The organism is Pseudomonas baetica, from assembly GCF_019733355.1.
Taxonomy (GTDB): Bacteria; Pseudomonadota; Gammaproteobacteria; order Pseudomonadales; family Pseudomonadaceae; genus Aquipseudomonas; species Aquipseudomonas baetica_A.
In genome coordinates, this window is the sequence record NZ_JAIHLQ010000007.1 from 53,047 (window position 1) to 65,899 (window position 12,853).

General features: G+C 59.1%; 11 protein-coding genes. All 11 read left to right on the plus strand.

Translation table 11 applies throughout. The features are described from left to right. Positions 1-13: 13 nt before the first annotated feature. The 11 genes from K5E40_RS08850 (at position 14) to nuoJ (ending at position 12,853) form a co-directional block, all read left to right on the plus strand. Positions 14-766, plus strand: coding sequence for a secretin N-terminal domain-containing protein (locus K5E40_RS08850; RefSeq protein WP_221730387.1), 753 nt, complete (start codon positions 14-16; stop codon positions 764-766). A 475-nt stretch (positions 767-1,241) separates the two neighbouring features. After that, positions 1,242-2,567 (plus strand): isocitrate lyase, encoded by a 1,326-nt coding sequence (aceA, locus tag K5E40_RS08855; protein ID WP_093434273.1) that lies wholly within the window; start codon positions 1,242-1,244, stop codon positions 2,565-2,567. A 552-nt stretch (positions 2,568-3,119) separates the two neighbouring features. After that, the gene (locus K5E40_RS08860) at positions 3,120-3,533 is read left to right on the plus strand and encodes an NADH-quinone oxidoreductase subunit A (RefSeq protein WP_003223812.1); all 414 of its coding nucleotides are present in this window, start codon (positions 3,120-3,122) and stop codon (positions 3,531-3,533) included. A gap of 10 nt (positions 3,534-3,543) precedes the next feature. After that, entirely contained in the window at positions 3,544-4,218 is a 675-nt protein-coding gene (locus K5E40_RS08865) for an NADH-quinone oxidoreductase subunit B family protein (RefSeq protein WP_221730388.1), read from the plus strand. Between the two features lie 73 nt (positions 4,219-4,291). Next, positions 4,292-6,076, plus strand: coding sequence for an NADH-quinone oxidoreductase subunit C/D (gene nuoC / locus K5E40_RS08870; RefSeq protein WP_221730389.1), 1,785 nt, complete (start codon positions 4,292-4,294; stop codon positions 6,074-6,076). 2 nt (positions 6,077-6,078) lie between these two features. Further along, on the plus strand, positions 6,079-6,576 hold the full coding sequence (gene nuoE / locus K5E40_RS08875) for an NADH-quinone oxidoreductase subunit NuoE (RefSeq protein WP_003223804.1): 498 nt from the start codon (positions 6,079-6,081) through the stop codon (positions 6,574-6,576). After that, entirely contained in the window at positions 6,573-7,928 is a 1,356-nt protein-coding gene (gene nuoF, locus K5E40_RS08880; protein ID WP_221730390.1) for an NADH-quinone oxidoreductase subunit NuoF, read from the plus strand. Before nuoE ends, nuoF begins: the two co-directional genes overlap by 4 nt. Before the next feature lie 136 nt (positions 7,929-8,064). Further along, complete coding sequence (gene nuoG / locus K5E40_RS08885; RefSeq protein WP_221730391.1) at positions 8,065-10,779, plus strand: NADH-quinone oxidoreductase subunit NuoG; 2,715 nt, start codon at positions 8,065-8,067, stop codon at positions 10,777-10,779. After that, positions 10,776-11,783: an NADH-quinone oxidoreductase subunit NuoH gene (nuoH, locus tag K5E40_RS08890; RefSeq protein WP_221730392.1), complete on the plus strand. Its 1,008-nt coding sequence runs from the start codon at positions 10,776-10,778 to the stop codon at positions 11,781-11,783. Before nuoG ends, nuoH begins: the two co-directional genes overlap by 4 nt. 11 nt (positions 11,784-11,794) lie before the next feature. Continuing rightward, positions 11,795-12,343, plus strand: coding sequence for an NADH-quinone oxidoreductase subunit NuoI (gene nuoI / locus K5E40_RS08895; RefSeq protein ID WP_221610035.1), 549 nt, complete (start codon positions 11,795-11,797; stop codon positions 12,341-12,343). 9 nt (positions 12,344-12,352) lie between these two features. Continuing rightward, on the plus strand, positions 12,353-12,853 hold the full coding sequence (gene nuoJ / locus K5E40_RS08900; RefSeq protein WP_221730393.1) for an NADH-quinone oxidoreductase subunit J: 501 nt from the start codon (positions 12,353-12,355) through the stop codon (positions 12,851-12,853).

Here is a 12,853-nt window from a genome sequence, read left to right on the forward strand (position 1 = left end):
GGAGATAACGGACATGTCCCTACGCACCCTGCTCACCACCCTGCTGCTCGGCTGCAGTCTATCGGTCATGGCGGCCACCGAAATCGTGCCACTCAAGTACCGCACCAGCGCCGACATGCTGCCGATGGCGCAAGACTTCATGGGCAAAGATGGCCAGGTCAGCGCCTACGGCAACCAACTGATCGTCAAGGCCGAGCCGGACAAGATTCAGGAACTCAAGGCACTGATCACCCAACTCGACACCGCCCCCAAACGCCTGCTGATCACTGTCGATACCAATGAAAACAACGGTCGTGGCGACGAGGGCTATTCAGTGAACGGCACACAGACCCGCATCATCAGCCGCAGCACCGCTAGCCGAGACGGCGGCATTCAGCAAGTGCAGGCCAGCGAAGGCGCACCGGCGTTGATTCAGGTCGGCCAGAGCGTGCCAATCACCAGCAGCCAAAGCAATTCCTACGGCGACTACAGCAGCCAAACCCAATACCGTAACGTCACCCAAGGTTTTTACGTCACCGCCAGCGTCACCGGAGACATCGTTCATCTGTCAATCAGCACCAATCGTGACCGCATGAGCCAGGAACGTCCCGATGTAGTGAACGTACAAAGTACCGACACAACGGTCAGCGGGCGCCTGGGCGAGTGGATCACTCTGGCCGGTGTGAATCGCCAGACTCAGGCCGACAAACAAGGCCTGACCCGCAGCTACTCGACTCAAGGCCGAGATGACATGACGCTACGGGTGAAAGTCGACAGCTTGGACTAAAGCACCAAAAACTGACTGATTAGTCGTATTAGACGAAAGATGTAGTGCCTTGAAAAAAGCACTACAAAACGTTTGACGAGGCAAAAAAGCGAAGGCATGATGGCCTCGCTCCCGCTAATCAGAGGCCCTGGCAAGGGCCTTCGAAACGATGTTCGCAGCCACCCCGCGAACCGCTTCGTGTCTGTACCGCCCACAAGGTGTGTTTGACGAGGTTGCCGACTGGAACGAAGTTGTCCCGAGGGACGGAAGCGTAATTAGGTAACCCGGCATCACACTGCAGTTCGTATAAAGGCCCACGACGCCCGAATGCGCCCACCAGTTGCGCCTTTACCTGCTCACTTCCCCTCGAGCCCATCGTTCATCCCGTCGCCTACCCCGCCGAATCCGACTTGATCACCTAAGCTTCTGGTCAGCGAGCGCATGAATTTTCCACCGCAGAACAACTTTTCATAAAGACGCGACGAGGTTTATCTCCATGGCACTGACACGCGAACAGCAAATTGCAGCCCTTGAAAAAGACTGGGCTGAAAACCCGCGCTGGAAAGGCGTGACACGCACTTACTCCGCTGCTGACGTCGTCCGTCTGCGTGGCTCGGTTCAACCAGAGCACACTTTTGCGAAAATGGGCGCCGAGAAGTTGTGGAACCTGGTGACCCAGGGTGCCAAGCCGTCCTTCCGCCCAGAGAAAGATTTCGTCAACTGCATGGGCGCCCTGACCGGCGGCCAGGCTGTTCAGCAGGTTAAAGCCGGTATCCAGGCGATCTACCTGTCGGGCTGGCAGGTGGCTGCGGACAACAACTCCGCCGAATCGATGTACCCGGACCAGTCGCTGTACCCGGTGGACTCGGTGCCAACCGTGGTCAAGCGTATCAACAACTCGTTCCGTCGTGCTGACCAGATCCAGTGGAAAGCCGGCAAGAACCCTGGCGACGATGGCTACATCGACTACTTCGCGCCAATCGTGGCTGACGCTGAAGCCGGTTTCGGTGGCGTACTGAACGCCTACGAACTGATGAAGAGCATGATCGAAGCAGGCGCTGCTGGCGTTCACTTCGAAGACCAACTGGCTTCCGTGAAAAAATGCGGCCACATGGGCGGCAAGGTACTGGTTCCTACCCAGGAAGCTGTACAGAAGCTGACCGCTGCCCGTCTGGCGGCTGACGTTGCCGGTACTCCGACCATCATTCTGGCGCGTACCGACGCTAACGCAGCTGACCTGCTGACGTCCGACTGCGACCCGTACGACCAGCCATTCGTGACTGGCGAACGTACCCAGGAAGGCTTCTACAAAGTGCGCGCCGGTCTCGACCAGGCCATCGCTCGCGGCCTGGCTTACGCTCCGTACGCCGACCTGATCTGGTGCGAAACCGCCAAGCCGGATCTGGACGAGGCTCGTCGCTTCGCTGAAGCGATCAAAAAGGAATACCCGGACCAACTGCTGTCGTACAACTGCTCGCCTTCCTTCAACTGGAAGAAAAACCTGGACGACGCGACCATCGCCAAGTTCCAGCGCGAACTGTCCGCCATGGGCTACAAGCACCAGTTCATCACCCTGGCCGGCATTCACAACATGTGGCACAGCATGTTCAACCTGGCGCACGACTACGCCCGTAACGACATGACTGCCTACGTGAAGCTGCAAGAGCAGGAATTCGCTGATGCTGCCAAGGGTTACACCTTCGTGGCTCACCAGCAGGAAGTGGGCACCGGCTACTTCGATGACATGACCACCGTGATTCAAGGTGGCTCGTCTTCGGTAACCGCGCTGACCGGTTCGACTGAAGAAGAACAGTTCCACTGATCTGCTTCACCTGAGCAAACGGCCGTTGCGGGCCGAATAGAAAGCCAACCGCAACGCCGCACATCTGACGCCCCGACTGGTTCGGGGCGTTTTTTTTGCCCGCAAACATCTCAAAGGCTCCTACAGGTTTTGCGTAGGACCTTTCTGAAAAAACATTGATCCGGAGCGCTATGGACGTCAGAAAAATCGTTTAAAACGGGCGATGCCGCTACTTGCAGTAACGGGCATATAAGACAACTTCCTGATTACTGGCCCGCTAAACAGTTTCAAAACCACTCCAAACGATATCAATTATCATTTAGCAGCAACTATGTTCGTTACATTTCCCACAAAACATAATTCGCAGAAATCCGGCTAATGCCCGCTATGCTTGGGCTACGGGGCATTCGAGGTGCGCTATGTCCTTATTCCAATAAATAATTTCGCTATAGGAATTTTACTTGCAGGGTGTTTAGCCATAAAATCAGCGCGATTGATTGCTGCGACATATCGTCACTGCTTTATTTCTTTATCAAGCTCAGAGACCTTTGCTCTCTGTTAAGGATTACCAGCATGCCCGAAGCGACAGGACTCATGGCCCACAACTGGGGCTTTGCCATTTTCCTTCTGGGTGTAGTCGGCCTGTGTGCCTTCATGCTCGGTGTCTCAAGCCTCCTGGGGTCAAAAGCCTGGGGCCGCAGCAAAAACGAACCGTTCGAGTCCGGCATGCTACCTACCGGTGGCGCCCGCTTGCGGCTCTCAGCCAAATTCTATCTGGTCGCGATGCTGTTCGTGATCTTTGATATCGAAGCCCTCTTTCTCTTTGCATGGTCTGTGTCCGTCCGCGAAAGCGGCTGGACCGGATTCGTCGAAGCTCTCGTTTTCATAGCAATTCTGTTGGCAGGTCTTGTCTACCTGTTCCGAGTGGGCGCCCTTGACTGGGCTCCGGAAGCTCGTCGCAAGAGGCAAGCGAAGCTGAAACAATGAGGCTTTGGCAATGCAATACAATCTCACCAGGATCGACCCCGATGCTCCTAACGAGCAGTATCCGATTGGCGAACGGGAAACCGTTTCCGATCCGTTAGAAGATCAAGTTCACAAAAACATTTTCATGGGCAAGCTGGAAGACGTGCTGAGTGGCGCGGTCAACTGGGGACGCAAGAACTCCCTGTGGCCGTACAACTTTGGCTTGTCGTGCTGCTACGTGGAAATGACCACCGCCTTCACGGCGCCCCACGACATTGCGCGCTTTGGCGCCGAAGTTATCCGGGCATCGCCGCGTCAGGCCGACTTCATGGTTATCGCCGGTACCTGCTTCATCAAGATGGCGCCGATCATTCAGCGTCTCTACGAGCAAATGCTCGAACCGAAGTGGGTTATCTCCATGGGTTCGTGCGCCAACTCCGGTGGCATGTACGACATCTACTCCGTGGTTCAAGGGGTGGACAAGTTCCTGCCGGTGGACGTCTACGTACCTGGCTGCCCGCCCCGTCCAGAAGCATTTCTGCAAGGCTTGATGCTGTTGCAGGAATCGATTGGCAAGGAGCGTCGCCCACTTTCCTGGGTCGTTGGTGATCAAGGCGTTTATCGCGCCGACATGCCTTCGCAGAAGGATGCGCGCCGCGAACAGCGAATCGCAGTCACCAACCTGCGCAGCCCTGACGAAGTCTGATCCAGATCTGTTCTTACAAAGAAACGAGAAGCTGGCTTCATTCTTTACGTTGACCGAAAGCGAAAAAATAACCATGACTACAGGCAGCGCTCTGTACATCCCGCCTTACAAGGCAGACGACCAGGATGTGGTCGTTGAATTGAACAACCGTTTTGGCGCCGAAGCGTTCACCGCTCAGTCGACCCGCACCGGTATGCCGGTGCTGTGGGTGGCGCGCGCCAGACTCGTCGAAGTCCTGACTTTCCTGCGAAACCTGCCCAAGCCGTACGTCATGCTCTATGACCTGCACGGCGTGGACGAGCGTCTGCGCACCAAGCGTCAAGGGCTGCCTTCGGACGCCGAATTCACCGTGTTCTATCACCTCATGTCGCTTGAGCGTAATAGTGACGTGATGATCAAGGTCGCCTTGTCCGAAAGCGACCTGAGCTTGCCGACCGTCACCAGCATCTGGCCGAACGCCAACTGGTACGAGCGTGAAGTCTGGGACATGTACGGCATCGATTTCAAAGGTCACCCGCACCTGTCGCGCATCATGATGCCGCCGACCTGGGAAGGTCACCCGCTGCGCAAGGACTTCCCGGCGCGCGCCACCGAATTCGATCCGTACAGCCTGAACCTGGCCAAGCAACAGCTTGAGGAAGAAGCCGCGCGTTTCCGCCCTGAAGACTGGGGCATGAAGCGTTCCGGGCCGAACGAGGACTACATGTTCCTCAACCTGGGTCCGAACCACCCTTCGGCTCACGGTGCTTTCCGCATCATCCTGCAGCTGGACGGTGAAGAGATCGTCGACTGCGTCCCTGACATCGGTTACCACCACCGTGGTGCCGAGAAGATGGCTGAGCGTCAGTCCTGGCACAGCTTCATTCCTTACACCGACCGTATCGACTACCTCGGCGGTGTGATGAACAACCTGCCGTACGTGCTCTCGGTCGAGAAGCTGGCCGGCATCAAAGTGCCCGAGAAGGTCGACGTCATCCGCATCATGATGGCCGAGTTCTTCCGGATCACCAGCCACCTGCTGTTCCTGGGTACGTACATCCAGGACGTCGGCGCTATGACCCCGGTATTCTTCACTTTCACCGACCGCCAGAAGGCGTACACGGTGATCGAAGCCATCACCGGTTTCCGCCTGCACCCGGCCTGGTACCGCATCGGTGGCGTCGCGCACGACCTGCCACGCGGCTGGGAAAAACTGGTGAAAGATTTCGTTGAATGGCTGCCAAAACGCCTCGACGAATACACCAAGGCAGCCCTGCAGAACAGCATCCTCAAGGGTCGCACCATCGGCGTTGCCCAGTACAACACCAAAGAGGCCCTGGAATGGGGCGTCACCGGTGCGGGCCTGCGCTCGACCGGTTGCGACTTCGACCTGCGTAAAGCGCGTCCATACTCCGGCTACGAAAACTTCGAGTTCGAAGTGCCGCTGGCCGCCAACGGCGATGCCTACGACCGCTGCATGGTCCGCGTCGAAGAGATGCGCCAGAGCATCAAGATCATCGACCAGTGCATGCGCAACATGCCGGAAGGCCCGTACAAGGCGGATCACCCGCTGACCACGCCGCCGCCCAAAGAGCGCACGCTGCAGCACATCGAAACCCTGATCACGCACTTCCTGCAAGTTTCGTGGGGCCCGGTCATGCCGGCCAACGAATCCTTCCAGATGATCGAAGCGACCAAGGGCATCAACAGTTATTACCTGACGAGCGACGGCGGCACCATGAGCTACCGTACCCGGATCCGCACTCCGAGCTTCCCGCATCTGCAACAGATCCCTTCGGTGATCAAAGGCAGCATGGTCGCGGACATGATTGCGTACCTGGGTAGTATCGACTTCGTTATGGCCGACGTGGACCGCTAAGCATGAACAGCACGCTTATCCAGACAGACCGTTTCACCCTCAGTGAAACCGAGCGCTCGGCCATTGAGCACGAGCTGCATCACTACGAAGACCCGCGCGCGGCGTCGATCGAAGCCTTGAAGATCGTTCAGAAAGAACGTGGCTGGGTGCCAGATGGCGCCCTGTACGCGATCGGCGAGATCCTCGGCATTCCGGCCAGCGATGTTGAAGGTGTGGCGACGTTCTACAGCCAGATCTTCCGTCAGCCGGTCGGCCGTCACATCATTCGCGTCTGCGACAGCATGGTCTGCTACATCGGCGGCCATGAGTCAGTGGTCAGCGAAATCCAGAACAATCTGGGCATCGGCCTGGGTCAGACCACCGCCGACGGTCGTTTCACCCTGCTGCCTGTCTGCTGCCTCGGCAACTGCGACAAGGCACCGGCGCTGATGATCGACGACGACACCTTTGGCGACGTGCAGCCTGCTGGCGTGGCCAAACTGCTCGAGGGCTACGTATGACCCTGACATCTTTCGGCCCGGCCAACCGCATCAAGCGTTCGGCCGAGACTCACCCGCTGACCTGGCGTCTGCGTGACGACGGCGAAGCCGTGTGGCTCGACGAATACCAGGCCAAGAACGGTTACGCCGCTGCGCGCAAAGCCTTCGCCGACATGGCTCAGGACGACATTGTCCAGACCGTGAAAGACGCCGGCCTCAAAGGTCGCGGCGGTGCAGGCTTCCCCACTGGCGTGAAGTGGGGCCTGATGCCAAAAGACGAATCCATCAATATCCGCTACCTGCTATGCAACGCGGATGAAATGGAGCCGAACACCTGGAAAGACCGCATGCTGATGGAGCAACTGCCCCATCTGCTGATCGAAGGCATGCTGATCAGTGCTCGCGCACTGAAAACCTACCGTGGCTACATCTTCCTGCGTGGCGAATACACCACCGCCGCCAAGCACCTCAACCGTGCCGTGGAAGAAGCCAAGGCAGCAGGCCTGCTGGGCAAGAACATTCTGGGCAGCGGTTTTGATTTCGAACTATTCGTCCACACCGGCGCCGGGCGTTACATCTGCGGTGAAGAAACCGCACTGATCAACTCCCTCGAAGGTCGCCGCGCCAACCCGCGCTCCAAGCCGCCCTTCCCTGCCGCCGTGGGCGTGTGGGGCAAGCCGACCTGCGTGAACAACGTTGAAACCCTGTGCAACGTGCCGGCGATCATTGCCGACGGCGTTGACTGGTACAAATCGTTGGCCCGCGAAGGCAGCGAAGACATGGGCACCAAGCTCATGGGCTTCTCCGGCAAGGTCAAGAATCCTGGCCTGTGGGAACTGCCGTTCGGCGTGACCGGTCGCGAGTTGTTCGAAGACTACGCTGGCGGCATGCGCGACGGCTTCAAGCTCAAGGCCTGGCAGCCGGGTGGCGCCGGTACCGGTTTCCTCTTGCCAGAACATCTCGACGCACAAATGTATGCCGGCGGCATCGCCAAAGTAGGCACCCGTATGGGTACCGGTTTGGCCATGGCGGTGGACGACAGCGTCAACATGGTGTCGCTGCTGCGCAACATGGAGCAGTTTTTTGCACGCGAATCCTGCGGTTTCTGCACCCCGTGCCGTGATGGCTTGCCATGGAGCGTCAAGCTCTTGATGGCCATCGAAGAAGGCCGCGGTCAGCCAGGCGACATCGAGACCCTGCTGGGGCTGGTCAATTTCCTCGGCCCAGGCAAGACCTTCTGTGCTCACGCACCGGGTGCCGTGGAACCGCTGGGCAGTGCCATCAAATACTTCCGTCCAGAGTTCGAAGCCGGTATTGCGCCTGCAAGCGCCGCCGTCCCGCCTCTGGCAAGGCCGATCGTAATCGGCGCGTAAACGCTTAAAAAGGCGAAGGGTCCGTGCCCTTCGCCTTTCGTCCGATGACGCCTTTAGGGGCTGACTGGATTCGGACGCATAACAAGATTCCATTAGCCACGCCCGCTGACACCGGGCCAACGAAGACCTTTGAACCATGGCCACTATCCACGTAGACGGCAAAGCGCTCGAAGTCGACGGGGCAGACAACCTGTTACAGGCATGTCTGTCGCTGGGCCTCGACATCCCTTATTTCTGCTGGCACCCCGCGCTTGGTAGCGTCGGGGCCTGCCGCCAGTGTGCGGTCAAGCAGTACACCGACGAGAACGACACCCGTGGTCGCATCGTCATGTCCTGCATGACGCCTGCCACCGACAACACCTGGATCTCCATCGACGATGAAGAATCCAAGGCGTTCCGCGCCAGTGTTGTCGAATGGCTGATGACCAACCACCCGCACGACTGCCCGGTGTGCGAAGAAGGCGGTCACTGCCACCTGCAAGACATGACGGTGATGACCGGCCACAACGAGCGCCGTTATCGCTTCACCAAGCGCACCCACCAGAACCAGCAACTGGGCCCATTCATTTCCCACGAAATGAACCGCTGCATCGCCTGCTACCGCTGCGTGCGTTTCTACAAGGACTACGCCGGCGGCACCGACCTCGGTGTATTCGGCGCCCACGACAACGTGTACTTCGGTCGCGTTGAAGACGGCACCCTCGAAAGCGAGTTCTCCGGCAACCTCACCGAGGTCTGCCCGACCGGTGTGTTCACCGACAAGACTCACTCCGAGCGTTACAACCGTAAATGGGACATGCAGTTCTCGCCGAGCATCTGCCATGGCTGCTCGAGCGGTTGCAACATCTCTCCGGGCGAGCGTTACGGCGAACTGCGTCGCATCGAAAACCGTTTCAACGGTTCGGTGAACCAGTACTTCCTGTGCGACCGTGGCCGTTTCGGTTATGGCTACGTCAACCGCACCGACCGTCCACGTCAGCCGCTGCTGGCCGACGGCACCAAACTGGGCCTGGATCAGGCGCTGGACAAGGCTGCCGATCTGCTGCGCGGTCGCAACATTGTCGGTATCGGTTCGCCGCGTGCCAGCCTCGAAAGCAACTACGCGTTGCGCGAACTGGTTGGCGCCGAGCACTTCTACTCAGGTATCGAAGCCTGCGAACTGGAGCGCATCCGTCTGGTCCTGCAAGTGCTCAAAGACAGCCCGCTGCCAGTGCCGAACATGCGCGACATCGAAGACCACGACGCCGTGTTCGTCCTCGGTGAAGACCTGACCCAGACTGCTGCGCGTATGGCGTTGTCCCTGCGTCAGTCGGTCAAGGGCAAGGCTGAAGACATGGCCGAAGCCATGCGCGTACAGCCATGGCTCGACGCTGCGGTGAAGAACATCGGTCAGCACGCGCTGAACCCGCTGTTCATCGCCAGCCTGGCTGAAACCAAGCTCGACGACATCGCCGAAGAATGCGTTCACGCCGCTCCCGACGATCTGGCTCGCATCGGTTTTGCCGTGGCTCACGCACTGGATGCCAGCGCCCCTGCCGTTGAAGGTCTGGACGCTGAAGCACTGGAACTGGCCAAGCGCATTGCTGACGCCCTGCTCGCGGCCAAACGCCCGCTGATCATCGCCGGTACTTCGCTGGGCTCCAAAGCCCTGATCGAAGCGGCGGCGAACATCGCCAAGGCTCTGAAGCTGCGCGAGAAGAACGGTTCGATCAGCCTGATCGTCCCGGAAGCCAACAGCCTCGGTCTGGCCATGCTCGGTGGCGAATCGGTGGATGCTGCGCTGCAAGCCGTGATCGACGGCAAAGCCGACGCCATCGTCGTGCTGGAAAACGACCTGTACACCCGCACCTCGAAAGCCAAGGTCGATGCCGCATTGAACGCTGCGAAAGTGGTGATCGTTGCCGACCATCAGAAGACGGCCACCAGCGATCGCGCGCATCTGGTTCTGCCAGCGGCCAGCTTCGCTGAAGGCGACGGTACGCTGGTCAGCCAGGAAGGTCGCGCCCAGCGCTTCTTCCAGGTTTTCGACCCGCAATACATGGATGCAAGCATTCTGGTTCACGAAGGCTGGCGCTGGCTGCACGCCCTGCGCTCGACCCTGCTGAACCAGCCGATCGACTGGACGCAACTGGACCACGTCACCGCTGCCGTGGCTTCGAGCACCGAGCAACTGGCACGTATCGTCGACGCGGCACCGTCTGCCGCGTTCCGCATCAAGGGTCTGAAACTGGCGCGTGAGCCGCTGCGTTATTCCGGTCGCACCGCGATGCGCGCCGACATCAGCGTTCACGAACCACGCACCCCGCAAGACAAAGACACCGCGTTCGCCTTCTCCATGGAAGGTTACTCGGGCTCGGTTGAACCGCGTCAGCAGGTGCCATTCGCCTGGTCGCCGGGCTGGAACTCGCCGCAAGCCTGGAACAAGTTCCAGGACGAAGTCGGTGGTCACATCCGCGCTGGCGACCCGGGCACCCGCCTGATCGAAAGCACCGGTGATTCGCTGAACTGGTTCGCTGCCGCTCCGCGCGCATTCAACCCGGCGCCGGGCACCTGGCAAGCCGTGCCGTTCTTCCACCTGTTCGGCAGCGAAGAAACCTCTTCGAAAGCCGCTCCGGTTCAGGAACGCATTCCGACGGCTTACGTTGCACTGGCCAAGTCCGAAGCGGATCGACTGGGCGTCAACGACGGCGCACTGCTGATCCTGAACGTGGCCGGCCAGACCCTGCGTCTGCCATTGCGTATCAATGAAGAACTGGGCGCAGGTCTGGTGGCATTGCCTGCGGGCATCGCCGGCATTCCACCGGCATTCGCCGGCGTATCCGTCGACGGTCTGCAGGAGGCAGCGCAATGACCTGGTTCACCCCTGAAGTGATCGATGTGATCCTCTCGGTCATCAAAGCCATCGTGATTCTGCTGGCCGTTGTGGTTGCAGGCGCGTTGCTCAGCTTTGTCGAACGTCGCCTGCTGGGCTGGTGGCAGGACCGTTACGGTCCGAACCGCGTTGGCCCGTTTGGTATGTTCCAGATCGCCGCCGACATGCTGAAGATGTTCTTCAAGGAAGACTGGACCCCGCCGTTTGCCGACAAAGTGATCTTCACTTTGGCGCCGGTGGTGGCCATGTCCGCCCTGCTGATCGCGTTTGCGATCATCCCGATCACCCCGACCTGGGGCGTGGCGGATCTGAACATCGGCCTGCTGTTCTTCTTCGCCATGGCCGGTCTGTCGGTCTACGCGGTGCTGTTCGCCGGCTGGTCGAGTAACAACAAGTTCGCCCTGCTCGGCAGCTTGCGTGCCTCGGCGCAGACCGTGTCCTACGAAGTGTTCATGGGCCTGGCCCTGATGGGCATCGTGGTGCAGGTCGGCTCGTTCAACATGCGCGACATCGTCGAGTACCAGGCGCAGAACCTGTGGTTCATCATTCCGCAGTTCTTCGGCTTCTGTACCTTCTTCATTGCTGGCGTGGCCGTGACTCACCGTCACCCGTTCGACCAGCCGGAAGCGGAACAGGAACTGGCTGACGGCTACCACATTGAATACGCCGGTATGAAATGGGGCATGTTTTTCGTCGGTGAATACATCGGCATCATCCTGATCTCGGCGCTGCTGGTCACCCTGTTCTTCGGTGGCTGGCACGGTCCGTTCGGCATCCTGCCGCAACTGGCTTTCGTCTGGTTCGCACTGAAGACCGCGTTCTTCATCATGCTGTTCATCCTGCTGCGCGCTTCCATCCCGCGTCCGCGTTATGACCAGGTGATGGATTTCAGCTGGAAATTCTGCCTGCCACTGACCCTGATCAATTTGCTGATAACCGCTGCGGTTGTGTTGTGGAACACACCTGCGGTTGCGGTTCAGTGAGGATTTGACCCATGTTCAAATATATTGGCGACATCGTTAAGGGTACTGGTACCCAGTTGCGCAGCCTGGTCATGGTCTTCGGCCATGGCTTTCGCAAGCGCGACACCCTGCAATATCCGGAAGAGCAGGTCTACCTGCCGCCACGCTACCGTGGCCGCATCGTCCTGACCCGTGACCCCGATGGCGAAGAGCGTTGCGTAGCCTGCAACCTGTGCGCCGTGGCGTGCCCGGTCGGTTGCATCTCGCTGCAGAAAGCTGAAACCGAAGACGGTCGCTGGTACCCGGACTTCTTCCGTATCAACTTCTCGCGCTGCATTTTCTGCGGTCTCTGCGAGGAAGCCTGTCCGACCACCGCAATCCAGTTGACGCCGGATTTCGAGATGGCCGAGTTCAAACGTCAGGACCTGGTGTACGAGAAAGAAGATCTTTTGATCTCTGGCCCCGGCAAAAACCCTGATTACAACTTCTATCGTGTTGCAGGTATGGCAATCGCTGGCAAGCCCAAAGGCAGCGCGCAGAACGAAGCCGAACCGATCAACGTGAAGAGCTTGCTGCCTTAAGGAAGAACGATGGAATTCGCTTTCTATTTCGCATCGGGTATCGCTGTTGTGTCCACGCTTCGCGTGATCACCAACACCAACCCTGTGCACGCCCTGCTCTACCTGATCATTTCGTTGATCGCCGTGGCCATGACCTTCTTCGCACTCGGCGCCCCGTTCGCCGGCGTGCTGGAAGTGATCGCCTACGCCGGCGCCATCATGGTGCTGTTCGTGTTCGTGGTGATGATGCTGAACCTGGGCCCGGCCTCGGTTCAGCAAGAACGTACCTGGCTCAAGCCCGGCATCTGGGCAGGGCCGGTGATTCTCGCAGCCTTGCTGCTGGCCGAACTGCTGTATGTGCTGTTCGCTCACCAGAGCGGTCAGGCCATCGGCCACACCACCGTAGACGCCAAAGCCGTGGGCATCAGCCTGTTCGGCCCGTATCTGCTGGTGGTCGAACTCGCCTCGATGCTGCTGCTCGCCGCAGCCGTCACGGCGTTCCATTTGGGCCGTAACGAGGCGAAGGAGTAA

Coding starts and splice junctions, on each gene's coding strand:
- aceA (WP_093434273.1), top strand. CDS start 1,242: ATGGCACTGACACGCGAACAGCAAATTGCAGCCCTTGAAAAAGACTGG.
- nuoF (WP_221730390.1), top strand. CDS start 6,573: ATGACCCTGACATCTTTCGGCCCGGCCAACCGCATCAAGCGTTCGGCC.
- nuoH (WP_221730392.1), top strand. CDS start 10,776: ATGACCTGGTTCACCCCTGAAGTGATCGATGTGATCCTCTCGGTCATC.
- nuoC (WP_221730389.1), top strand. CDS start 4,292: ATGACTACAGGCAGCGCTCTGTACATCCCGCCTTACAAGGCAGACGAC.
- K5E40_RS08865 (WP_221730388.1), top strand. CDS start 3,544: ATGCAATACAATCTCACCAGGATCGACCCCGATGCTCCTAACGAGCAG.
- K5E40_RS08860 (WP_003223812.1), top strand. CDS start 3,120: ATGCCCGAAGCGACAGGACTCATGGCCCACAACTGGGGCTTTGCCATT.
- K5E40_RS08850 (WP_221730387.1), top strand. CDS start 14: ATGTCCCTACGCACCCTGCTCACCACCCTGCTGCTCGGCTGCAGTCTA.
- nuoE (WP_003223804.1), top strand. CDS start 6,079: ATGAACAGCACGCTTATCCAGACAGACCGTTTCACCCTCAGTGAAACC.
- nuoI (WP_221610035.1), top strand. CDS start 11,795: ATGTTCAAATATATTGGCGACATCGTTAAGGGTACTGGTACCCAGTTG.
- nuoJ (WP_221730393.1), top strand. CDS start 12,353: ATGGAATTCGCTTTCTATTTCGCATCGGGTATCGCTGTTGTGTCCACG.
- nuoG (WP_221730391.1), top strand. CDS start 8,065: ATGGCCACTATCCACGTAGACGGCAAAGCGCTCGAAGTCGACGGGGCA.